The organism is Streptomyces aquilus (genome assembly GCF_003955715.1).
GTDB lineage: Bacteria > Actinomycetota > Actinomycetes > Streptomycetales > Streptomycetaceae > Streptomyces > Streptomyces aquilus.
Genome location: NZ_CP034463.1, coordinates 40133 through 62916, shown reverse-complemented (window position 1 = coordinate 62916; position 22784 = coordinate 40133). Strand labels below are relative to the sequence as shown.

Genomic DNA, 22784 nt, shown 5'->3' with positions numbered 1-22784 from the left:
CGAGGCCGGCGAGGATGGCCGTGATCGCGGTCATGGTCATGAATCGGTTCATAATCGTGCAAACTGTCGTGATCTCCTGGCCCGTCACGGCCTGCGATCCAAGATCACTCCGTTGTGGGGTGCCTCGTACAAGAGGGCGCACCGCGGGGCCGGGTGCAGCGGCGGCCGACCAGGAGCCCGACCATCGACGTCCCTGTCGAGGCGATCGCATACCCGGCGGGCGCTCCCGCGTGCGCAACGGGTGGGCCGGTCATAGCCTGCTGTAGGATCTCGCGGCTCGTGTCACAGAGCATTGCGCTGACGAGCAGGTTCCTGATCTGTCTCAAGATATTGGCCTACGCCTCTGTCTCACCTCCCATGACATTTCCTCGGGGGGCGACACAAGCGTGCTGGATGATGGGGCGGTGCAGCTCCCCTACGTCTACCGCGTCACCAAGTACGACCCTGCCGACCGTGACGAACACGGGCATTACACGGGCAGTGAGGACACCGTCAGCGATCACGGCGAGGTCGAGGCGTCTTATCTTCAGGCGGTCGCGGCCTTCGCCGGGGACAGCGGCGTCGATCACCTGGCCGTACGTGAACCACAGGTCCCGTCCTTGGCGCACTTCGGTGTGGAGCCTCCGGTGGACGGCTTTGGGTTGGACGGGCTCTTCCCTGGCGGCCTTACCGGTTTTCACGACGGGGCAGAAGTACCGCTCGATATCGGGCTGCAGCTGGTGCGAGCCATGTTGCGCGAATACGGAGCCTGGTGTCGGCTGGAGGCGGAAGGCGCGTTCGCGGTCCATGTGGGATGGGACCAGTACCTCTACATCAGCAGCAGTCGGCCTTGCGAGGAAGCGTTGGCCCACACCCGGGAGCTCGGACTCTTCCCAGAACGCCTGGACGCCTCCCCGTACGCCTTCGAGGCCGAGGAGGAAGAGCAGGTCATCCAGCGTCCCGGCGATGACGACTTCTGGGCCGACCTGTACTGGGCAGTCGTCACCGGCCAAGCAGGAATTCTGGAAGAGACGTATCTCGAAGGTGCCTCACGATGGCACCACCTCACCAGCGACACCATCGACCCCGTTCGCGCTGGACTGGCTCCCCGGGCCCGTCTCGCCGTCTGGCCGCCCCTGTCCACCAACATCGACGCCGTCCTGAGAGCCCTGCCCGCTGATGGCCTCGTCGAAGGCGTGTGGCAGGACGACGACGGCAACATCCGCAGCGCCATCGCCGAAGAGGACGAGTTCCCCGAACTGGCCGCCCGGATATCCCGTGCTCATGCCGCCGCGTTCCTGTCTGTATATGCGGGTGAATCTGTGCCTCTGTGCACTGCTGTCATGCCCGACAACGACGGAGTCCTACGGGCTCGTTGGCGAACCGAGCCGACGCCGGGCGACCGCGACTGGGCACTTCGTCAGCCTCCAGGGTGAGCGCTTCGACCTGCGGGTCTCAGATTGGTGGCCGCCCGGCCATCGAGTGGCCATCGGTCGTGAGATTCGGCCACGGAATCTGAGATCCCACACCTGCTGGTGCTCGGGGTTTGTGCGGAGGTCAGTCATGCCCCGAACCATCTGGTCAGGTGCCATCAGCTTCGGTCTGGTGACCGTTCCTGTGCATGTTCAGTCCGCGACGGAAGATCACAGCATCCGCTTCCACCAGTACCACCTGGAGGACATGGGCCGGGTACGGGTGAAGAAGGTGTGCGAGCTGGAGGACCGTGAGGTCAGCCAGTCTGAGATCGGCAAGGGCTACGAGTACGCACAAGACCAAGAAGTCGTCCCGATCACCGATGAGGAGCTGCGTGAGCTTCCGCTGCCGACCGCGAAGGCCATCGAGATCGAGGCGTTCGTGCCGCTCGACAGCATCGACCCGATCCGCATCGCGGAGGGCTACTACCTGGCGCCGGACGGGCAGGTCGCGGCGAAGCCGTACCGGCTGCTGGTGCAGGCGCTCGGCCGGTCGTCGAAGGTGGCCGTCGCGAAGTACGCCTGGTCGGGCCGCGAGCGGCTGGGCCTGCTGCGGGTCCGGGACGATGTGATCGTGCTGCATGCGATGCGCTGGCCGGATGAGGTCCGCAGCCCGGCTGAGCTGCTGCCGCCGCCCACGGAGGTGTCCGACGACGAGATCGAGGGTGCGCTGGCGCTGATGGAGTCGATGAGCCGCGACGACCTCGAAGGCCCAGAGTTTGCGGACGCCTACACCGACGCCATGGCGAAGATCATCGAAGCGAAGCGCGAGGAGAAACCCCTTCCCGAGGCCCCGGAGTCGGGGAAGCCGGGCAAGGTACTGGACCTGATGGCTGCCCTGACGGAGTCCGTGCAGAAGGCCAAGGCCTCCCGCGGCGAGGCGGGCGACGCCGACGTCCACGATCTGACCCAGGCCAAGAAGACCACCAGGAAGAAGACCGCCGCGAAGAAGACGGCAGCCACGAAGAGCACGGCGAAGAAGACGGCAGCGAAGACCGCGAAGAAGACGACCGCCCGTAAGACTGCGAAGAAGAGCGCCGGCCGCAAGCCGCGCAGCGCCTGATCCCGGCGTGCCGTCCCTCGGTAGCGAGGGCGGGAATGTCTGCCCGGCCGGGCAGGTTGTGAGGGACGTGGTTGTGAAGGGGACAGTGTCCCCGGGCCTCACCTATTGCCTGCAGGGACGATCGTTCGGCTGAAGCCCTGCAGTGCCTTTCGCCGCGTAGGCGACCGCCCTTCACCTCCACACTCTGCGTACGCGGCCCCGAGCGCTCCACTGCCCGGGGCCGCGGTGCGGCTGTGGGTGCGCCGCCATCGCGAGGGACATCAGCCGTGGACGGTCACCTACAACGTGACCGTTCCCGACCCGCGGTGATCGCTTCCCTCGTACTGCATGGCTGGGGGAGCGAACCGGCCCTTGGGTGCGGGGCCTGCCCGTGCGAGGTCTCAGCCCGGAAGCCCGTCGACGCCATCATGAGCCCACTGGCAGTCCCACTTGGTGCCGTAGAGCTCGTCTGCCCACCTCTCGACATTTGCGTGTGTCGCTGAGTCGTTCTGGAGTCGGCCCTCGTACGCCGCGACTGCGCCAGCAGGGTCGTATCCACCGTTGATGTCTTCTTCAAGCGCAGTCGCCGAGTCATGGTAGCGAGACAGCGTTCCGGCATAAGCCTTGAGTGTTCCCACGTAGTCGGAGCAGTCTCCTTCTTCGGCCCCCTGGAGCCCTGACGAGCAACCCGCTGCTGCCAACATCAACAGGGCGACAGCCACTGTCCTCGTACGTCTCAATTCCTGCCCCCTGGCTAGCGATGGCGGATGGTGCCCCTGATTGTGCGGCTCAGGGGTGTGGCCTTGTAGGGCCCTTCGGTGTTTACGCTGAGCACGGCCGTCTCGGTGGTTTCCCCCCCGTGCCACCGGGACGGCTTTGGCGTTTGCCGAGGCCGTCCGGAGAGTGTCTCAGCGCGTGCTGTCGCCGGGGGCGAGCAGACGGCGGGCACCGCTTCTCCCTTGCCACAGATAACAGGGTCGCTTCGCACACGGCCCCGCGGAGTCGCCGCAGGTCGTGATCGGCGATGCCGCAGATGATAGGGCGTTATCTGCGGGAAGACTTCAGAACACCGAACGCTCGCGAGAGCCTGCCTGCATCACGTTGACCTCCACCTGCTCTCTCGGGGCTCACCCGCGGTCGCCGTCTCCTGAGCGCGCCGCCTTCCGGCGGGCGCGATATGCCTTCTGACGGCACGCGTTGGAGCAGTACTCGCGCGGTCGCCGAGCGCTCTTGGGACGCTCGAAGACCACGCGACACTGTCGGCAGTGGGGCGCGAACCGTTCCTCGATCTTCCATTCGCGGATCAGGGCCCGCAATTCCTCGTCGATGACAAGGGAGTTTCCATCGTCCGTGTACCAGAGTTCCCGGGCGCTGCTGTGGTTCCTCGGCAGGCGTGCTTGAAACAGCGCAGTCTGAGACTTGAAATGGGCGAGCCACTCGTTGATCCCTCCCAGCCCCCGAGCCAGGTCTGCACGGTTCGCGCCATACAGCGCGTAGGCGAGGAGTAGGACCGCCGTCTCGTGGTCGAGAGAGCGGAGGAGGTAAGTCAGCGAGGCGGTGCGCTCCACGCGGGGCCGGTGTTGCCCGCTGGCTCGGGGCCGCCGACTCATCCCTCGTGCCCTGACCTGGCAGACCGCAGCGCGGTCTCGCTCCGCACGACGACCACGGTCGGCACTGCAGCGGGTTCCTGCTCCACAACCGGGGGCGTCTGGAGGGCCAGTGGCGCCGAGGGCTTGCCCCAGGGCAGCAGGCCGCAGAGCGCGGAAATGACGTGACTGAGCCCAAGCAGAACCTGCGGTAGGTCGGCGGACGGGGTCCGTCGCGCAATCAGCCAGGCCATGCAGACCACCATGCCGAGCAGGGCCACGAGGAGCAACGCGGCCAGCACTGCCAGCCAGATGGGCATGCCCAGCAGGGCGGCGGACGGGGTGGGCAACGGTACCTCCAGGTACGAAAAAAGCCCCTGGGGTCACCCAGGGGCTGGTCGAAGAAACAAAAAAGGCCCGTCTTCGCCACTGGAAGAAGAGCCTCAGCATGTGAGGGCACACGCGTGTTGCCCTCAATCTCATCTTGTCAGAGTCGCCGCAACAGGGTCAACCCCCGGAAAACCGCAGGGCAGTTGTGATCCGGCTGCATGGGTGGGGTTCCTTCGAATTTCGTAACGCACCTGTCCTCGGCGTGGGTGGGCAGCTACGCGGTCGCGGTGACCCGTGGAATCGGTGTCCCGCCCTACGGCGACGGCGTCGCCGTGCTTCCACTGACCTGGCAAGCACCCCGGTGGGGCGCACCGCGCGGCGAGCAGCTCTTGGATGGCGAAGGCGGTCGTGTCATCGGCGGCCGCGATCTCCACCACGGCCAGGCCCGGTAGCGCCGTATGTGCCTGGTTGATGTACGGCATGACGCGCTGGCGCGTACGGGCGTTCTCGATCAGCGGTGCGTTGACGTGGTCGGCCTCATGGTCGGGGCGCGCCACCCGTGGTCTGCCCCGACCATGAGGCCGACCACGGGTGGGTGTGGAGGTGCGGGGCTAGGGCTGCCTAGGTGTCGTTGTCCTGGCGGATGTCGAGGTAACAGGTCAGCCGCACGCCGGGTTCGCCGGGTTCCCGGTAGGGGTTGGTCACTGACGTCGCCCACCGTCCGGCGAGCGTGGCCTGGACGGCGAGTGCGGTCGCCGTGTCCGCGGCCGCGATTTCCACCATGGCGAGCCCGGGCTCTTTCAGGTGCTGCTTCTTGATCTGCCTCATGCCCGGTACGACGGGTTGGCGCCGGCCAGGGTTCTGCTCGCGGGGTGTCTTCACCCGACCGGGTGGCCCGTGTACATCGGCAGGCCTCGGACAGGGCGCGCCGCACGGAGAGCAGGCTCGGAGCGCGATAGCTGTCGGCGCATGGCTGTCGAACGCGACGATGTCAGTGGGTGTTCTGCGAGTCGTCGTGTCTGGTTGTCCGGTTTGAGGGGTTGCGGTTGACGGCTTCTGCGGTGTGCTGGAGACGTGGCTGAGCGGCAGCCGTACCCGAGTGATCTGTCGGATGAGGCATGGGAGTTGATCCGGCCGGTCATCACGGCCTGGAAGGGACAGCACCGCTCGGTCAGCGGTCATCAGGGCCGATACGAGATGCGGGAGATCGTGAACGCGATCCTGTATCAGGCCCGGGTCGGCTGCCAGTGGCGTTACCTGCCGCACGACTTCCCGCCGTACACCGCGGTGTACTACTACTTCGGGCTGTGGCGCGATGACGGCACCGACCAGACCATCCACGATCTGCTGCGCTGGCAGGTCCGCGAGTCGAAGGGCCGGCGCGAGGACCCGTCCGCGGTCGTCATGGACTCCCAGACCGTGCACGCCTCGGTCAACGCCCCCAAGGAGACGACCGGGCTGGACCCGGGCAAGAAGAGCCGGGGCCGCAAGCGGGGCATCGCCACCGATGTACTCGGTCTGCTCATCGCCGTGATCGTGGTCGCCGCGAGCGTGCACGACAACGCCGTCGGAATCACGCTGCTGGACAAGGTGGCCGCCGACAACCCCGGCGTGGTGAAGAGCTGGGTCGATGCCGGGTTCAAGAACGCCGTCATCGAGCACGGCAGGTCGCTGGGCATCGACGTCGAGGTGGTATCGCGTGACCCGCAGGCGAAGGGGTTCGCCCCGTCACCGAAGCGGTGGATCGTCGAGCAGACCTTCGGCACACTCATGCTGCACCGCCGCCTGGCCCGCGACTACGAGACCCTGCCCGCCAGTTCCGCGTCCTGGATCCGCTGGTCGATGACCGACGTCATGACCCACCGGCTCACCGCCACGACCACTCCCACCTGGCGGGACCGCCGCCGACCCGCTTCCCCCGGACCGGCATGAACGAGTGAGCGTGAGCATGCAGGAGTTCCTGGAACAGCTCGAGATCCGCGAGGCGGCCGGCCGTGACCTCGCGGACAGACTCCGCACTCAGATCGCCGAGCTCACCACCCAACTCGCGGCCGCCGAAAAGGCGTTGGAGAGACTGAGGATCACCCGGGAGACGATTCTGGAGATCGCACCAGACCTTCCCGGCGGCCTCGCTCCGCTGCCCTCGGCCTACCGTCAGATCCTCGCCCTCTTCGAAGACACCGCAGACGGACTGCGCCCCAAGGACGTCTGCATCGCCCTGGACACCGGCACCGAACCCCGGCATGTCGAAGGCGTCCGCGCGAAACTGAAACGCCTGGTCAGCCGCGGCATTCTCACCGAGCCGGAGCCCGGCCTCTTCCGGCTACCGCAACCAACGCCATCCCCGGACTGAGACCCCACGAAAGCTCACAGAACACCCACTCAGAGCTCTGCGCAACGCCTACAGCAGGACCCTGGACCAAGGGGACGCGCTGTTCGCCACCGAGCCGTTGTCGAAAAGGATTCTGCACGCCGTGGTCGCTGCTTCGGCCGCGGACGCTGACTCATGGGTTGCCAGCCGGGTGGATGACGGCGACGAATTGCGCAAGGAACTGGCGCCCCTGGTGGAGGAACTGCAGAAGCATGATGTCGTTGGCAACAGCCTCCAGGCCGTGCGGAAGTGGGTCGCCGAGCAGATGTTGAGCCTGGGTTCTGCTGCCGTCCTGCACACCACGTGGCCCTGGTGGGTCGGGGCCGCCGGGGCCGGTATGACCGCCTTGCTGACCGTTACCGCCGAAGCAGGCCAGGCGACAGGAAGCATCTTCATTCCTTTGGTGCTGGGCGTGCTGGGTATGGGAGGCGGCGTTGCCGTCCTCGCGCTCAGAGGCACAGCCCATGCCGCGTCGAGGGGAGGTCAGCAGATGTCGAAGGTGACGGACTACCTTTTCCACCGAGCCGGATCCATTGGAGCGGAGCCTGAACGACTGTTTGAGGAACAAGTCCGCCCGGCATTGGCGGCTCTCTTCGAGAAGCACGGCCGAGCCGACGCCGCCTTGGCTGGGCCGGCTCCCGTGGTGCCCAGGCTGCGCAACATGGCTGAGACGAGTCTGGTTCTGGCCATTGGCCTTCTTGTTGTCAGCGCGATCGTTTTCGCGGTCGGGTTCGGGGATGCCTGGCATAAGAACACCTGTGTGCCCAGCGCTGTGCAGTACTGCCCGTAGGAAGGTGCTTCTGGTGTCGGCAGATGCCCTTCGGGATCGCCGCGCTCAGCCGCGGGTGCTGGTGTAGCGCACGGCGGGGCCCCATTTGTCCTGTACGGGTGCCATGCACCACTGGCACATCGGGTTCTCTCAGGCTGATGGTGTGGCGCAGGTCGGTGATGGACGCGTCAGCACAGCTCAGCACCGGTGTCTCTGACGCTATCTGGTGCAACAGGTGTGGCGCCATCACTGAATCGAGCGAAGGGAAGCCGCGAGGAAATTTCCGTGGAACCGTCGTGGTCCTGGCTGCCGGGGCGGCGTGGCAGCCAGACGCGGCTCGTAGGTGTGTCGATGCCTCTGATGTGGACGACGCAGGAGTTGCCGCGTAGCCACCCCGCGACGGCCGACGCCCGCCTCTCACCCTTGGCGCTGACAGCACCCGAAGCCCTACAAGTCGCGAATCGCCTCGTGGAGGTGCCGCTGCTGGCGGTACAGGAAGGCGTCGCTGGTTGTCAGCTCCCACCAGCCTTCGCAAACCTCAGGGCGGCAGTGGTTGCGTGGAGTCTGCAGCGGGACGCTGGCGAGCGGCGAGCCGGCAGCAGTCAGGTGACCTTCCTCGTCGACGGTGACGTCGTGCTGGGTGCCGTCGGAGGTGATGACGGAGTACGGAAACCCAGCGCGGATATCCCGTGTGACTTGCATGCCTGGCTCGACGAAGGCCGTGCGGATGTCGTGGCGGATCGTGTTCCCGCAGTAGACCTCCTGACCGTCGCGGTTGAAGCTGTGGAGAATCTCCCGGCCGGTGCCGTAGGGCGGGGTCTCTTGGGTGAGCCGGCGGATCTCAGCGTCGAGCTGCGGCCGGCTGGGCTGATCGGGGTGGAGCCGGTCGTAGTCGTGCGTGGTGTAGTCGTGCAGCGGAAAGTACTCAAGGTCGTCAGTTCCCCGGACCCGGCGCGCCAAGGTGGGGTCGCATCGGTCGATGAAGGCGAAGGCGTCGAGGAGGGTGTCCATGACGAGCTGGCCACCGACCGCGTCCTTGTATGCCTGGACGGCGCCGGGGTTGTTCTTGGGGTTGTTGCGGATGGCGTCCGGCAGATCGTCGAACGAGAGCCATCGGGGCATGACGCGGTAGCCGAGGCCGACACCGCCGACAACACGGTCCGCCGGGACTTCGATTGTGGCGGGCACGTGGGTGTCGGCGTTGCGCAGGATCAGAAGGCCGCGGACCGCGCGTCCCTGCGGATCGTCTTTCTGGAAGTCGAGGTACCGGGTCTGTTCGGCCGCTGTCTGGCTGAGACAGATGACGTCTCGATCTAGGGTGCGGATGGCAGCGAGCGCCGGGGCGACCTCAAGGGCGATGCGCTCGGTGTCCACCTCCATGCCGTGAACACGGCACAGGGATGTGTCGGTCGTCGCAGCGGCTTCCCAGACGTGGGTGATGTACAGGGCGAGGCCGTGCATCTTCTGTTTGCCCTTGCCATGACGATCCGCGTCGTGGGCGGGGAAAAGGCCGAGTGGATGTGAGGCCATGGAGTGCTCCTACGGGACTCCGCCCGTCGGCGAAGAGATCAACGTACCGCAAGCTCCGCGCGATGCCCCGGTTTTCCCGGATGGGGCGTCAGCAGCGCGCCCAACCCTGGTTGGGTGACGGATGACCCGAAGCCCGGCGACGAAGAGCCGTTGCACCTGGTCCAGTTGAACACCGACGAGGGTTACGAGGCCGTGATCTACGATCCCGGCCCGGAGCACACCGTGGTCGGCACGTGTTCGTGCTGGCAAGGTGCAGACCGAGGGAGTCGTAGCCCTGAGGCCCCCCATTCGGTGATCAGAACTTGAGAGGGTGTGACCGTACGACTCGGATTCGAGGGAGACGGAGCACCCCACCTTGATCATCTTGGACACGAACATCCTGAGGGGCTTCGAGCTGCAGAGTCCCAAGGCCGAACTCCTTCGGGCCATCAAAACAGCGGACGTAGGAGGGGTGTCAGTCCCTTGGGCTGCTCTGGAGGAGCTGGCGGGGCAGCGCGCTCGGACTTACCACCTGGCTCATGAGAAAGCCGAAGCGGCCTTGCGGGCCCTCGCCAAGAGCGCACCGACCGGCAACTCCGGCGTCGTTGCACCCCTGGATCACGATCGGGTCCTTCAGTACTGGAGGCAGAGGTACCTGGAGATCGTCGACGTCATCCCGACGAGCGCAAACGCTCTCGAGCAGGCCACGACACGCGAAGCAGCCGTGCTTCCGCCATGCAAAGCGGTCGACATCGTGAACGAGGAAGGCAAGGTCATCAAGACGATCAAGACTGGTGGCCGTGACACCGCGATCTGGCTGTCGGCCGTGGAATACGCCACGGAGCATCCACAGGAGACGGTCTACTTCGTCAGCGAGAACATCAAGGATTTCGGCCGTGGCGAAACCTACAAGTACCCGATGGACAGGGATGTTGAGAAGCTCGGCGACCGCTTCGTACATCTGCTGAAGCTGGAGGACATCCTCCCGCAGTTCTCGGAAGAGATCGACGTTCCTGAGAGCGATCTCGATTCCGCTCTCAGGGGGCAAGGGAACCTGGAGACGATCGCCTTCGAGACGCGCTTCGGCGCGCCTCTGCGCCCCAGCCGCCACCAGACCGGGTGGCGTCGGTTCAGAAGCACTCAACTGGAAGAGCCGACGGGGGCGGAGCTTCCTGAGGGCATCGCGGAGGTGTGGCTCGGGAACCCGAACGTCTCGTTTGCCTCGGTCCGTGATGCGAAGGCATATCGCATTGGTGACCACGTCTGGTGCACAGCATGGGTCACGTGGTTGCTCAGCGGGCACGCTCTTCTCAACCGAACGCTCGACATCGCAGAAGTTGGGTGCGCCTGGGAGACACGAGTACTCGTCTCCCTGACGGACTCAACTTCGAAGCTCGACATCTTGCGGAGCAGCACACCACGAGCCGCGACCGCCCAGGAAGCCGACAACCTCCCCGAGGTGGACCCCCTCATCCTGCCGGACTACATCGCGGAGTTGGATGACCGGATCAGGCGAAACCGCATGAGTCGGAATATGCGGCACTACCTTGGCCAGGCCAGCACCGCGGAGGAAGCACTCGACATGATGCTGGGCTTCGCGCGTCCTAGCCCGCTGCCGCTGCCGACCGCAGAGGTCGAGGTCTGGGTCGAGCCCGACGAGGACTAGGGCCGGATAACCAGCACCGGGCCGGCCCGGGCACGTCAGCCGCGTTGGTTCAGGGCTCGGGTCAGCTCGCGGTTCGCGGCGCGAGCCGCTTCAAGTTCGGCCTGTCGCTCCTCCAGGTCGCGGCTGAGTTCGACGGTGCGTTGTTCGAGGTGGGTGACCGCGGCATGCAGTTCGGCGATGTCGGCCGGAGCACTGAGTCCGGACTCATGCCAGGCCCGTTCGCCGAGCTGACGGGACAGGTGCTCTTCCAGGTGCCGGACGCGGGCGGCCAGACGAGTCGCTCGAGCGTTGGCGTTGGCGAGGTCCGCTTGGAGCGAGGCCGTGGTGACCGTCGGGGCGGATCCGGGGGACGGGCTGGTCGAGCGGCTGCTCGCGGTGTGCAGGTTGTCCAGGAGGTCGCGGTGGCGGTAGAGGAAGGTGCGGTCGACTCGGGCCGCATGGGCGATCGCCGAGGCGGTCAGAGCGGTGCCGTCGCGTACGGCGGCGGCGATCGCGTCCTGGACTCGTTGCCGGCGTCGTTCGGTGCCGGCGTGTCGGCCGTCCTGCATCGGGCTGGTCACGTCGGGGTCCTTGCCGGTCGGACGTCGGGGAGGGGCTGGCGGACTCGGGGCATGCCGAGCATCACGGTGCGGCTACGGCGCACGACGGTGACGGCCTGTTCGATCTGGGCGCGGTCTTCGGGGGTGAGGTCGTCGAGGTCGGTCTGGACGCGTTCGATCAGGCGGCGAATCCGGCGGATCTCTTCTTCGGAGGGCATGGCCTGGGTCCGGGCCCAGTCGTCGGCTTCGAAGGCGGACATGAGGCGTTCGCGGCTGCGGAGCAGGTCGGCGAGGTGGGCCTGGAGGTCGGGGAGGTAGGAGACGTCGGTGGAGAAGTGTTCGCAGCCCAGGCAGCGGAAGCGCAATGGGCAGGCGTGGCCGCCGGCGGCGACGTTGGTGGGTTCGCGGCACACGCCGTAGGGGACGGCGACCTCGCCGATCGCGCGGCGGACGTGTTCGGAGTCGAGCAGGCTCTTCGCCGTGCGCCACACCCGGTCGCCGTGGCGGTCGAACTGCAGCGCGGTGACGCGGTCGACGGCTTCGCGGCGGCGTTCGTCGCCGACGCGGTAGTAGCCCATGGTGGTGCTGACCAGGCGGTGGTCCATCAGCTCTTTCAGGACGTCGACCGGGACGCCGGCGTCGGCGTGCCGCTGGGCGTAGCAGTGCCTGTAGGCGTAGGGGAAGATCCGCTTCTTGTCGAACGGCACCAGCCGCGTGACTCGGGTGTCTGCGTCGGCGGCGACGACGGGGACGAGGATGTCGGGCAGGGACTTCACCCAAGCCCGGTGGTGGCCGGAGACGTCGACGAGTGGCTTGGTGCCCTCCGGGTTGGACTTGGGGCGCGGCAGGAGCCGCAGCCGGGCCGGGGCGGTGGTGGGGAAGCGTTCGCGGACGCGCTGCTGCTGGCGGCGGATGACCGCGGCGGTCTCGGCCCCGATCGGCAGCCGTCGGCCGAGCCGGTAGGCCTTGTGGTTGTCGTAGACCAGGACGTCGGAGCCGTCCGGGTCCTGTTCCAGGCAGTTGAACGGCAGAGTGTTGATCTCGTCGGGGCGCCGCCCGGTGTCGATGAGCAGCTCGGTGGCGACGCGGACCTCGGTGCTGCTCTGGGCCTCCAGCTCGTCGAGGTGGGCGCACAGTTCGCGCAGCACCTCGTCGGGCAGGTCGCGGCCGGCCTCGGTGTCCTCGGGCTCGTCGGGCATGTCCTCCGGCCCGACCGCGAAGTCGGCCGGCATGCCCTCCAGCAGCTGCCCGCGAGCGGTGAGGCCGAGGGTGCGGAAGCGGAGCAGGACCCTGCGGACGAACCGCGTGAAGGCCAGGCGCCGCGCTGGGCTGATCTTCCCGGTCGAGGTGAAGTAGCCCATGCGGTTGGTGAAGGCGACGATGTCGCCGCGCCCCCACGCCGCAGGCACTGCGCCGCGGTCCTCACGCTGCAGGCACAAGCTCTCCGAGAGCATGCCGATGGCCGCGATGATCGCGCGGGCGTGCTGGACGGCGTTCTTGTTCCGGCGCCGGGGAAGGTCGTCGTACACCCAGACCTTCATCGCCTCCCGCAGCGGCACCTGCAGCACGGGCGCGAACGAGATGCGGCCGGTGTAGCCGAAGACCGCCATGTCCCAGACGTCCTTCACGCGCTCGGCTTCCGGCGTCATGTTCAGCAGGCGCAGCGCCCGCTGCCAGGCCCGGATCATCGTGACCTGCTCGCTGCTGTGCCCGTGACCGGCCGGGTCCGTCACCTCCTGCAGCTCCTGCACCTGATGGGCGCGCAGCCGGTCGTAGAGCGGGCGCAGGCACTCGGGCCGTGCCTTCATTCCTTCCTGGGTACGGGCCCACAGCCCGTAGAGGAGCTCGGCGACCAGGCGGTCCGGCAAGCCGCGCAGACTGACCTCGCGGGTGGTGCAGATCGCCTTGTCCGTCCGGCGCCAGTGCGCCTCGTCGAACCCGGGCGCCGACCGTGCCCGGTAGAGGCGGCGCACGTGTGCTTTGCAGTACGGGTCCTGGCGACCGGCTCGGTCGAGGTAGCAGGCGACCACCTCGCACGGCCCGAACGAGGCGTACCCCGTCACGCAAGGATGGGTAAGGAACTCCTCCAGGCTCAAGGCGCTCAAGCTCGTGTTCGTGTGCTGGGCGTGGTGGGCCTGGCACAGCCGGCCGGCGACTGTGTCGCGGGGCCGCTCGCAGCCTCCGACCACGCACAGGCTCTCGCCGACTCCGCGGCTCGTCTCCTTCGGCACGAGCAGAAACTCGTCGAGCGGGAGGCTGGAACCGCGCCACCGCTCCATGCAGCCCCCACACATCGGTCGCGTCAGCACGGTGATCGCCAAGGGGCAGCCCGGCACCGGGCAGTCCGGCAGCCCGATCACCGGATGCCGGCGCGGCCAGGTGATCACGCGACGGTTCCAGTCCCACCCCAACAGGGCCAGGAAATCGGCATCGAGGGCGCGCAGGAGCTCCCCCACCCGCTGGTCTTCGTCCGGCGCCTCGGCCTCGGACAGGGCTGGGGCGCTGGCGGCCGTCACCGGCTGTCCTCCGGGCCGGCCATGCCACGCGGCGATGGCACCCGCTCGATCGCCGCCCGCACCCGCTTCGGATCCGGGAACAGGTACGGCGCCTGTGAGTCGAGGCTCTTCTGCCCGAGCACCGCCTGCACCTCGTCCGGCTGGCCTCCGGCGTCGGTGACGTTGGAGGCGAACGCCCGGCGCGCCATGTGCGCGCCCACCCGCCGGTCCAGTCCGGCCCGGCCGCTGAGCCGTTCCAGGAGCTCGCCGATCGCCTCCGGCGACATTGGCTCTCCCAGCGGCGCCCGGAAGAGGTTCACGAGCAGGAAGTCGCTCCCGCCCATCCCGAGCAGCCGGTGCCGCTCGTCGTAGTACAGGTCGAACGCGGACACCACGAGGAAGTCCAGCGGCGCCACCCACGCGGGCCGCGACTTCGACCAGGCCCCGTTCACGTTCTCCCGCCGCCGCACATGAACGTGAGCGCCCGGGTAGTCGCAGCCCAGCGCCCGGGAGTCCGGCAGCAGATGGACATCGCTGCGCCGCAGGCCCGCCACCTGACCGCGACGAAGCCCGACCCGGCCGACCAGCAGGACGATCAGCCGGTCACGCGCGTTACGGCAGGCGACGAACATCGCCACCAGCGCGGCGTCCGCGGCCCGGTCCACCGTCGTCTCCGGCTCGCGCAGCGAGTGCACCGGACGCAGCCGGTAGAACAGGCCGCCGTCTTCCCCCTGTGCCTCCGCGGGAAGATCCCGGCTGTCGGCAAGCTCGTAGATCTGCCCGAGCACCGACCTCGGTGCCTCACTGACTGACACCGCGTACGACAGCAGACCCCGCACCGCGACCAGCACCCGGTTGATCCGCCGCTCACCGCGCACCGGGACGGCACCGGGCCCGGCCCGCACCACCGGCACCACCCCGTCCCGCGGGGCCGGGGTGTACTTCAACCAGACCATGAACAATCCGAGGTCTCGCCCGGCCTCCGCCCACGCCCGCCCCGTCGATCCGCTCCAGCGCAGGTAGAGCGCGACACTGCCGGCGTAAGCCTTGGTCGTCAGCTCCGCCCGGTCTCGGCCGAACCTCAGATGCCGAAGCCACTGATCAGCTAGAGAGACGACCTCCAAATGGTCATCAAGGACCGTCCAGTACCTCTGCCCGGACGGCATCACCACGGGAAACGCTCGCATCCCAAACTCCTGCCACGAGTCGTGCAACAACCCGCCGCAGAGCCACACCCCCCGAGAACGAGTCCCCGAGGGTCAACGAACCCGCCTCACCCCACGTCACACCACAGCCGGTCCACCCCGAGAGAAATCGGGCAGCCGCCGTTGCCGTAGCGGTGTGTCTTGCGCTGGCATCCGGCACACAGGCCGACCTGGTCGCCGGGGCAGGTCAGCGCGGACGGGTCCGGTTCGGAGGCCGGGGGAGGGGGAGTCGACATCGTGCGTCCTGTTCTGGGCGGCGAAGACCAGCCGCCTTCCCGCAGGATAACCGGCCGAATGACACGACTGTTCGAGCCACGCCGGTGTCAGAATGCCCCAAACCGTGCGTCGGTGTTGCTGCGCCCGGCCCGGCGGGCGGCGGGCGGCTAAGTCGATGATGTGGAGCTGGACGTCGGGCTGGCAGTGGGTGCAGCCGGGCAGGCCCGTGGCGAGCAGGCGGCGGGCTTCGTCGCGGTCGACAGGGCGGCGGCGTTTGCCTGCCGCGTAGCAGTCGCCGGCGTGGACCTGGACGGGCGGGTGGCCCGCGCCGATGCCGAGTCCGACGATCCACTCCGGCGGGGCGGGCCGGTTGCGGCGGCCGCGTTCCTGCTCGCGTTCCCGCTGCCGGAGGGCTTCGATCTTGCGGTCGATGCGCTCGATCCACAGGGCATGCCAGACCCGCAGGGTGTGAAGGCGCTCCAGGTCGGGCGGCAGATCATCGAACACATTGCCGATTCTAGGCCCATGATCCTTCCCCGTGCCCTCGCGTGTTCGATTTTGCGTTCGATAACGTGGGGTGTGGGAGGTGACGGTGATGACCACGAGCGCGGTGACACCGGACCAGGTGTCGACGATCATGCATGTGCGGTGCCCGGACGGGCTGCCAGAGCCCGCCTACCGGCAGCTACTGGAACTGATGGCGGAACTCTCGCCGATCGTCCAAGCCCTGCCGCCGAGCGCGGCTGTGGTGGAGTTGAAGGGGGCTTTGCGCTATCACGGCACCGATGCCCGCCGTCTGGGGGAGATCCTGCGGATCCGCTCCCTGTCCCGCCTCGGCGTCGACGTCCGTGTCGGTATCGGCCCCACGATCACGGTGGCGGCCACCGCCTCCGCCCAGGTCCCGTCTCCGGGCGGCATCCTCGCCGTCGCCCCGGGCGAGGCGGACGACTGGCTGGGGCCGCTGCCGGTGGAGGCCCTGCACGGCATCGGCCCGCGGCAGGCGGCGGTGCTGCGTGACTACGGCATCCACTGTGTCGGCCTGCTCGCGGCCGTCCCGCCCGCCACCGTGCACCGTCTGCTGGGCGGCCGCGCTGGCCGCATCGCCGCGGACCGTGCCCGCGGCATCGACCCGCGCCCCGTCGTCCCCCGCGCCCTGCCTCCGGCCGCCTCCGTGCGGTGTCGCTTCGAGCGGCACGTCCTGGACGGTGCCACCGTGCGTGCCGCCCTGCTCGAACTCGTCGTCCGGCTCGGACGCCAGCTGCGCCGTCGCGACCAGGTGGCCCGCGCCCTGACCCTCACCCTCACCTTCGCCGGCAACACCCGATGGGAGAAGACCCGGCGCCTGGTGGAGCCGTCCGCCCACGACGACGACCTGCGCACCCTCGCCTACCAGCTGATGGACGCCGCCGGCCTGCAACGCGGCAGGCTGACCGGACTGTCGCTCAGGGGTGAGGACCTCATCGGCGCGGACCAGGCCGCCGAGCAGATCAGCCTGGACGACGCCCGTGAAGCCCGCCTGGTCGCCGAAACCGTGGTCGACCGGGTTCGGGACAAGTTCGGTGCGGGCGTCATCGGCCCGGCCGCCGTCTTCCGCCGCGCCTCATGACCCGCACGCCGTCCGCTCCCGATGCTTGTGGGGGTGAGGTCCGTGCTGCTTGAGCCGCCCGGATGGCCAGGCCGACCCGAAGGACTGCCGCACTGGCCCTATGTGCGGGCCGTCGACGACGCGCTCGCTGCACGCGGCATCCCGCCCGGCTCGGTACACGCCGACTGCACCACCCGCGAGTACGGCGGCCTGACCACCTACATGTGGCTGACCTGGGACGCCAGCCGCACCCGCTACCGAAGCAGCGGCATCCGCCTGCACTGGCAGGAACGCCGCGGCTGGTTCTACGCCCTCACCTGCCTCAACACCCGGGAGATCCTTCTCTACGCGCCGCTCGCCCCGCTGCGCACCGTCGTCCCCGACCCGGAGCACGTCACGGACGTCGCCGAACAGCTGGTCCGCTTCCGCCAGATCCCCGACATGGAGTACCGCACGGAGTGGGAGCGAGGAGAGGAACTCCGGGCCGCCGCCCGCGACTTCCGCCGCGCCGTGCTTGGCCTGCCGCCACTCGCACACCCCGAGACGCCCACCGGCCCCGGCGGCAGACCGGACGCGGAGCAGGAGCAGGGCATGCGGCTGACGATCGACACCCTCACCGACACCTACGAACAGGCACTCGCCGCCGTGCAGGCCATCTACGGACACAACGAGGACGCCCCGCACCGCCGCTCACCGACCGACCTCGGGCAAGCACTCCGGCCGACCATGGAAGAACATGAGCGGTGACAGCTCAAGGAAGAAGGGCCCGCCGAGGAACTGACGGGCCCCTACTGCTGCGCCGAAGTACGGGTGAGGGTCTCCTACTTGGGGTTTTGCCCGCAGCAGGCCACGGTGTCGGACTGGCCGGCGGTGGTGAGGGGGGTTACGGCGAGCACTGCTGCCAGTGCTACGAACAAGCCGATTGCTGCTTTGCGCATCGCGTCTCCTTGTCGATCTCGTTACTGCCAGGCCCACCTGAACTGCGCACTCCCGAAGTGACCAAGGGCCTGTCGAAGAGCTGACGGGCCCCTACTGCTGCGCCGAAGTACGGGTGAGCGTCTCCTACTTGGGGGTTTGACCGCAGCAGGCGACGGTGTCGGTGTGGCCGGCGGTGGTGAGGGGGGTTACGGCGAGCACGGCCGCCAGCGCCACGAACAAGCTGATTACTGCTTTGCGCATCGCGTCTCCCTGTCGATCTCGTTCAGCACGTCCGCCGACGACAGCTCTTTACGGCTGTCTGGCGGTTTACCGCAGCCGCGCCCACGTGGTGGCGCGGGAAGGCGGTGTTGCCCACGGCGTCGACCCTAGGGAGAGGGGCCATATGCGACAAGCGAATGTCTCGCATGGCTGCCATCCGGAAACCGCATGAGCCGAGGCTGTCGGGCCCTCAAACCCGCGCAGGTTGGTCGCCTTTGATGGTGACCTGTTAGGGAGCCGCCCCGAACAGTGGCACGTCGCCTAGTGTCATGTCGGCTCGAATGCGGGTGAACCTGACCGGGTGGCGCCAGCGCCCGGGGCTGTCCCGGGCGACGTCCACGGCGACTTCGGCAACTGCTTCGGGTACGACCAGGCGCACCGACAGGTGCTCCCTTGAACTCCACCCAGCGCTGAAGGTGCGGCCTGTCCAGGGATAGTCGGCGCCACCGGTGCGCAGCTGCCCGGCGAGAGTCTGGCGCGCGGTCGTGCTGAGGGTGGTGGTGCGGCCTGCGTACCGGAGCCGGCCGGCGTCGTCGTAGCGGCCGAGCAGGGCGGTCGTGGGGGCAGTGAGGCTGCCGGTGACCGCGCCGACGACTGCCTCCGTGGTGTGGCGCATCTTGTACTTGGTCCAGCCGCGCCCGCCCGGCACGTACCTGCTCGCCAGAGGCCGGAACACCAGGCCTTCGATGCCGACGGCCGGGTAGTCGGCCAGCCAGGCGGCCGCCTGCACCGGGTCGGTCGTGGTCGCACACAGCGACCACGGCGCGGCCAGATGATGCTTGAGGAACAGCTCCTGCAGCGCGGCATAGCGGTCGCTGAAGGGCCAGCCGGTGAGGCCCTGGCCGTTCAGGCGCAGGAGGTCGAACGCAACCAGATGCGCGGGGAGCTCGCCGGCCGCGCGGGTCGCGGCCGCGCCGCGGCGGTGCATGCGCTGCTGCAGCCGCTCGAACGCGAGCCGTCCGCCCTCCCACACGACCAGCTCGCCATCAACCGCCGTGTCGTCGGGAAGCAGGCGAACGGCCTCCTCAATCTCGGGGAACGATGCGGTCAGATCGCCGCCGTTACGGCTGCGCACCGCGACCCGGCCATCAGCCCACCGGCCAACCAGTGCACGGTAGCCGTCCCACTTGAGTTGCGCCGCCCACCCGGCCGGGAGCGCCGGGTCGGTGACGGGCACGGCGCGCATGGGCTCCGGCAGCGACCAGCCGGGTGAGGAAGCAGGCATGCTCAACCCCTTCCACCCTGGGCGGCATCTCCTGCACACCGCCCACCAACGGCCGCGCCGACAGGCTGCGCAATCAGCTGCGCAATCACGCAGACGGCCGGTGCGCAGCGAGTGCGCACCAGGCCGGTCCTGCTGCGCAAGCGGCCGGGAGCTTCGCACGTCTGCGCACTCAAGGGGGCGGTGGGCGGCTATGGCTGGTGCACAACGCCCCATCTGATTGCGCAGGCCTATGACCTGCATGGTCAGCCCTGTGGCTGGGGGCGGGGAGACCGTGGTCGGGCCCATGGTCGGGGTGTGGTCAGGCCCATGGTCGGGCTTGCCGTCCGGTCGACGCCGCACCAAAGCCAGCCCTTGGCAGCCTGTCAGCCTGCCAAGGGCGCAACCCAGGAACGCACTGCCCGGCCTCGGTCATCGGCTGCCAGACGGGTGCAGAGGGCCCCGCACGGAGCAGCTCCGTCAGCGGGGCCGCGAGGATGGGTACCTGTCGCGCGAAATCGGCGCCGGCCAGCCGGGCGGCCGCGCGCAGTGCACTCAGCCGGTTCTCCACCCCGGCGGGGCCGGTGCCGTCCAGGACGAACAACAGACGCGGGAAGAGCGGATACCGCCGCCACTCTTCCTCGAGAACAGCGCTCCCGCGCGGCCGGCCGACAGGAGTCGGTACATACCGATACAGCCGCTCATAGGCCCGGATCTTCGCCGCCACACGCTCGGGCCTCATGGTGGCCCGGTCCACCTCCACGAACGCCCGCAACATCGACCAGTCCCGCTCACCCTCACCGCCGCGCCGGTAGTAGAGCAGGGCGTCGGGAATGACGGCCTCGCCACCCCCCAAGGGGTGGTGCACTTCAGGGATCCAGTCCAAGGGCCGGCACACATCCCCGCAGCGGCAGGCGTCCTGCACGAACGCCAGCGCGGTCTCCGTCACCGTCAACACGTGCCCCGCCCGCAGACGGACCGCCGTACGGTCGGCTCCCAGCCGGGACGGCCGCCAGCCCCGCAACTCCGCGAACCCACCAACAACCTCCGCCCCGTACTCGGTGACGAACCAGGCCCGCATCCGGCCCGCCTGAGGCAACGTCACACGATCAACCAACCCACCCCTCACCCCGCAGCTTCACCAGCCGCCGCCTCGTCTGCTCGATCCGCACCCCCGGCCCGATCATCAGATGCATCTGCTCAGTGGTAGCCATCCGGTGCTGCGCCAGGACCGTCAACGCCAACCGGTCCCCGCCACCCGCATCCCTCTTCACCATGACCCGCCGCCTCCCGTACGGGGCGGCACCACCACCGGCGCCGCGCCTACGGGACAGGCCAGCAGCCGGCCCTGACCAGACCACCGACCATGAAGGCCCGACCAGCATCACGATGCGATAACCCCACCCCCGACCACGCCGTACAACCCCACCCGCGAACGGAATTGAGGGCGTGGCGGCTACCGGCAATGCGACGCCCCGAGTTTCAGGGAAGGTCCGCTGGTTGGGGGTGCTGGCGGAGCCAGTGCTGGAGTTCGCGGTGGCGGTACTGATAGGCGGGTCCGCTGTAGCGCATGAGTCCTGCGGTGACAGCCCAGTCCAGGAAGAGGCCGAGCCGGAACGGCAGACGGCGGCGCGAGCAGAGCAGGAACACCGCATACCGCCGCGAAGCCCGGGCACCGCCCGCGAGTCCGGCCGAAAGTCCGGCCGCGAGCCCCATTGCGAGTCCGGCTGCGAGCCCGGCCGCGAGCCCGATTTCGAGGCCGCCTGCTAGCCCGACTGCGAGCCCGAACGTGAGTCCGAACATGAGTCCGGCCATGGCGTCACTCCTGATGACGGCCCGGGCTCCGAGATTTGTACCCGGCTCACGCGTGAGTCCGACCGTGAGTGCGGTCGCGAATCCGGCTGCGAGCCCGACTGTGGGTCCGGCTGCGAGCCCGATCGCGAGCCAGATCGCGAGCCCGATCGCGAGCCCGAGTACGAGCCCGCCTGCAAGCCAGAACGCGAACTCCCTGCGTCCTTGACGGGTCCTGAGCGGGTTCGCCGTACTTGTGGGCTGGCCGGTTGTGATGGCGAGGGCTCCGGACATGACGGCAAGCGCAGTGATCAGGGCGGCGAGCCCTGTCGGCTTTAGGGGGGCTGTCCAGGCGGACGGGAGGACGGCGAGAGTGGTGAGGACGGCGTCGGTAGTGCGGACGCGGGTGCGTCCGGCGAGGGGCCACAGTTCGTGCAGGAGCAGATCGGTGGCCTCCACAGATGTAGGGGCCGTGGCGGGGAGGGCGCCGGTTGGGTCGAGGTGGGTGGTGAGGTGGTGGAGCCAGCGGTGGACGTCCTTGGGCGCGTACCCGTGAGGGTTGGGCGCGATGCGGGTGGCCGCGGGGATGTACCGGGCCAGTAGATGGTCGTCCAGGGTGCTCGCGTCGAGGAGAGTGCGGAGTTCCCCGGGGTCACCGTCGCGGTGGTAGACGGTGGCAGTCAGACACAGTCGCCAGGGGGTGGAAAGTACCGTCGCCAGGAGTCCGCTGGGGTGGGCAGCCAGGTGGTCGAGTAGGGGCTGCCAGCGGTCCGTTGTGAGGGCGCGGTCGGTGAGGTAGGTGCGGGCGTCGGTGGCGTCAACGGGGGCGATGGTGATGCGGGCGGCATCCAGCACCTCAGCATGTGTGGCTAGAGCGTCGTAGTGCCGGGTGCGGCACGTCAGGATGAGAGGCCCGGCGTCACGGCCCTGCTGGTAGGCGTTGAGCGCGCGGACGACGGCGGTGGCGCGGGGCGCGGCAGGATCGGGGGAGCCATCGACCAGGGGGTCCATTTCGTCCAGGCCGTCTAACACCGGCAGCACCAGATGCTGCCGCACTAAGCCGGCCGCCAGGTCGGTGGGCCAGTCATAGGCCTCCACCAACCGCTGCCGCAGCAGGTCGGGCAGCAACTGGCGTTCAGTGTCCCATCGGGACAGCGGGATACGCACGGGAACGGGATCGTCCTCGGCCCGGCCGTCCAGGAGGGCCAAGAGTAGTTCCAGGGCGAGGACGGTCTTGCCGGCCCCGGCAGCGCCGGTGATGACCAAGCGCAGAGGCTGGGTGGCTCGGTAATAAGAGACGATATCCGGCACCGTCGCCGAATTTGCTCCGTCGGCGGTCAACCGTCCGGCCGCCAACGCCACGGCGGGGCGGGAGACAGCAGGTTGCAGGTCATAGGCAAGGTTGATGCGCCGGGTGTCGTCACCCAGCAACTGCCGCCACACCCCGCTTTCCCCATCCTCAACCTGTTTGGCCAGCGTCGCGGCCCAACCACGGGAACGCTCAGCATCGTTGCCCTCGACCGGATTGCGCAATGCGACCACGGAGACCACGAGCCCGATTACCCCCAGGGGCAGACCCAGCAGCCCGGCGGTGTCACCCGGTTCCAGACCACCGTGCAACAACTGTCGCATCGCATACGCGACACTCGCCACGACCGCCAGGGCACCCAGAGCCCCGAACATCTGCCACCTGCGCCGCCAGCGGCGCCCCCCGAGTCCTGCCACCCCCCGATCATCACCACCGCGAGCTCCCCACAACGGCGACTTCTCCCACTCGTGACCAGGCGGACGGACAACCCGACAGCCCGAGTCTGTCGGTGTGCAACTGACG

General features: G+C 68.4%; 21 protein-coding genes. 8 read left to right on the top strand and 13 right to left on the bottom strand.

Translation table 11 applies throughout. The features are described 5' to 3' along the window. The first annotated feature begins 404 nt into the window (after positions 1 to 404). Both EJC51_RS00330 and ku read left to right on the top strand, forming a co-directional pair. Complete coding sequence (locus EJC51_RS00330) at positions 405 to 1415, top strand: RNA-binding protein (RefSeq protein WP_126269140.1); 1011 nt, start codon at positions 405 to 407, stop codon at positions 1413 to 1415. A gap of 127 nt (positions 1416 to 1542) precedes the next feature. Then, positions 1543 to 2514 carry a non-homologous end joining protein Ku gene (gene ku / locus EJC51_RS00325; protein ID WP_126269139.1) on the top strand — a complete coding sequence of 324 codons (972 nt, stop codon included), beginning with the start codon at positions 1543 to 1545 and terminating at the stop codon, positions 2512 to 2514. Positions 2515 to 3620: 1106 nt separating this feature from the next. Here the strand turns inward: ku and EJC51_RS00320 are convergent. From EJC51_RS00320 to EJC51_RS00305, 4 genes are all read right to left on the bottom strand, one after another. Next, complete coding sequence (locus tag EJC51_RS00320) at positions 3621 to 4061, bottom strand: hypothetical protein (protein ID WP_126269138.1); 441 nt, start codon at positions 4059 to 4061, stop codon at positions 3621 to 3623. Positions 4062 to 4099: 38 nt separating this feature from the next. Next, on the bottom strand, positions 4100 to 4399 hold the full coding sequence (locus EJC51_RS00315; RefSeq protein ID WP_126269137.1) for a hypothetical protein: 300 nt from the start codon (positions 4397 to 4399) through the stop codon (positions 4100 to 4102). Between the two features lie 159 nt (positions 4400 to 4558). Then, positions 4559 to 4891 (bottom strand): DUF6207 family protein, encoded by a 333-nt coding sequence (locus EJC51_RS49350; RefSeq protein WP_341870723.1) that lies wholly within the window; start codon positions 4889 to 4891, stop codon positions 4559 to 4561. 139 nt (positions 4892 to 5030) lie between these two features. Then, the gene (locus tag EJC51_RS00305; RefSeq protein WP_126269135.1) at positions 5031 to 5237 is read right to left on the bottom strand and encodes a DUF6207 family protein; all 207 of its coding nucleotides are present in this window, start codon (positions 5235 to 5237) and stop codon (positions 5031 to 5033) included. A 246-nt stretch (positions 5238 to 5483) separates the two neighbouring features. Between EJC51_RS00305 and EJC51_RS00300 the strand changes: the two genes are divergently transcribed. The 3 genes from EJC51_RS00300 to EJC51_RS00290 all read left to right on the top strand — a co-directional run bounded on the left by EJC51_RS00300 (position 5484) and on the right by EJC51_RS00290 (position 7570). Further along, on the top strand, positions 5484 to 6341 hold the full coding sequence (locus EJC51_RS00300; protein WP_126269134.1) for an IS5 family transposase: 858 nt from the start codon (positions 5484 to 5486) through the stop codon (positions 6339 to 6341). Positions 6342 to 6357: 16 nt separating this feature from the next. Beyond that, a complete protein-coding gene (locus EJC51_RS00295; protein ID WP_126276729.1) occupies positions 6358 to 6762 on the top strand; it encodes a hypothetical protein in 405 nt (134 codons plus the stop codon). 121 nt (positions 6763 to 6883) lie between these two features. Continuing rightward, on the top strand, positions 6884 to 7570 hold the full coding sequence (locus EJC51_RS00290) for a hypothetical protein (RefSeq protein ID WP_126269133.1): 687 nt from the start codon (positions 6884 to 6886) through the stop codon (positions 7568 to 7570). A 426-nt stretch (positions 7571 to 7996) separates the two neighbouring features. Here the strand turns inward: EJC51_RS00290 and EJC51_RS00285 are convergent, their stop codons facing one another. Continuing rightward, positions 7997 to 9079, bottom strand: coding sequence for a hypothetical protein (locus tag EJC51_RS00285; RefSeq protein WP_126269132.1), 1083 nt, complete (start codon positions 9077 to 9079; stop codon positions 7997 to 7999). Between the two features lie 364 nt (positions 9080 to 9443). Between EJC51_RS00285 and EJC51_RS00280 the strand changes: the two genes are divergently transcribed. Then, on the top strand, positions 9444 to 10724 hold the full coding sequence (locus EJC51_RS00280; protein WP_126269131.1) for a PIN domain-containing protein: 1281 nt from the start codon (positions 9444 to 9446) through the stop codon (positions 10722 to 10724). 35 nt (positions 10725 to 10759) lie between these two features. Here the strand turns inward: EJC51_RS00280 and EJC51_RS00275 are convergent, their stop codons facing one another. The 4 genes from EJC51_RS00275 to EJC51_RS48380 form a co-directional block, all read right to left on the bottom strand. After that, positions 10760 to 11284, bottom strand: a complete 525-nt coding sequence (locus EJC51_RS00275; protein WP_244362280.1) for a hypothetical protein — start codon at positions 11282 to 11284, stop codon at positions 10760 to 10762. Then, positions 11281 to 13779, bottom strand: a complete 2499-nt coding sequence (locus tag EJC51_RS48145; protein ID WP_208870669.1) for a tyrosine-type recombinase/integrase — start codon at positions 13777 to 13779, stop codon at positions 11281 to 11283. The genes EJC51_RS00275 and EJC51_RS48145 overlap by 4 nt, the downstream gene beginning before the upstream one ends. Beyond that, positions 13776 to 14945 carry a tyrosine-type recombinase/integrase gene (locus EJC51_RS00265; RefSeq protein ID WP_166682789.1) on the bottom strand — a complete coding sequence of 390 codons (1170 nt, stop codon included), beginning with the start codon at positions 14943 to 14945 and terminating at the stop codon, positions 13776 to 13778. Before EJC51_RS00265 ends, EJC51_RS48145 begins: the two co-directional genes overlap by 4 nt. Before the next feature lie 96 nt (positions 14946 to 15041). Next, positions 15042 to 15818, bottom strand: coding sequence for a DUF6233 domain-containing protein (locus EJC51_RS48380; protein ID WP_244362277.1), 777 nt, complete (start codon positions 15816 to 15818; stop codon positions 15042 to 15044). On the opposite strand from EJC51_RS48380, the gene EJC51_RS00255 reads away from it, so the two are divergent. After that, positions 15775 to 16785 carry a DNA polymerase Y family protein gene (locus EJC51_RS00255; RefSeq protein WP_126269129.1) on the top strand — a complete coding sequence of 337 codons (1011 nt, stop codon included), beginning with the start codon at positions 15775 to 15777 and terminating at the stop codon, positions 16783 to 16785. The genes EJC51_RS48380 and EJC51_RS00255 overlap by 44 nt on opposite strands. Positions 16786 to 16827: 42 nt before the next feature. Continuing rightward, positions 16828 to 17511 carry a DUF6292 family protein gene (locus EJC51_RS00250; RefSeq protein ID WP_126269128.1) on the top strand — a complete coding sequence of 228 codons (684 nt, stop codon included), beginning with the start codon at positions 16828 to 16830 and terminating at the stop codon, positions 17509 to 17511. A 679-nt stretch (positions 17512 to 18190) separates the two neighbouring features. Here EJC51_RS00250 and EJC51_RS00245 read toward each other — a convergent pair. From EJC51_RS00245 to EJC51_RS00235, 4 genes are all read right to left on the bottom strand, one after another. Continuing rightward, positions 18191 to 19186: an ATP-dependent DNA ligase gene (locus tag EJC51_RS00245; RefSeq protein WP_126269127.1), complete on the bottom strand. Its 996-nt coding sequence runs from the start codon at positions 19184 to 19186 to the stop codon at positions 18191 to 18193. 298 nt (positions 19187 to 19484) lie between these two features. Then, the gene (locus tag EJC51_RS00240; RefSeq protein WP_244362275.1) at positions 19485 to 20267 is read right to left on the bottom strand and encodes a replication-relaxation family protein; all 783 of its coding nucleotides are present in this window, start codon (positions 20265 to 20267) and stop codon (positions 19485 to 19487) included. A 4-nt stretch (positions 20268 to 20271) separates the two neighbouring features. Further along, positions 20272 to 20439 (bottom strand): replication-relaxation family protein, encoded by a 168-nt coding sequence (locus tag EJC51_RS48375; RefSeq protein WP_244362272.1) that lies wholly within the window; start codon positions 20437 to 20439, stop codon positions 20272 to 20274. A gap of 205 nt (positions 20440 to 20644) precedes the next feature. After that, the gene (locus EJC51_RS00235) at positions 20645 to 22678 is read right to left on the bottom strand and encodes an NACHT domain-containing protein (protein ID WP_126269126.1); all 2034 of its coding nucleotides are present in this window, start codon (positions 22676 to 22678) and stop codon (positions 20645 to 20647) included. Positions 22679 to 22784: the final 106 nt, after the last annotated feature.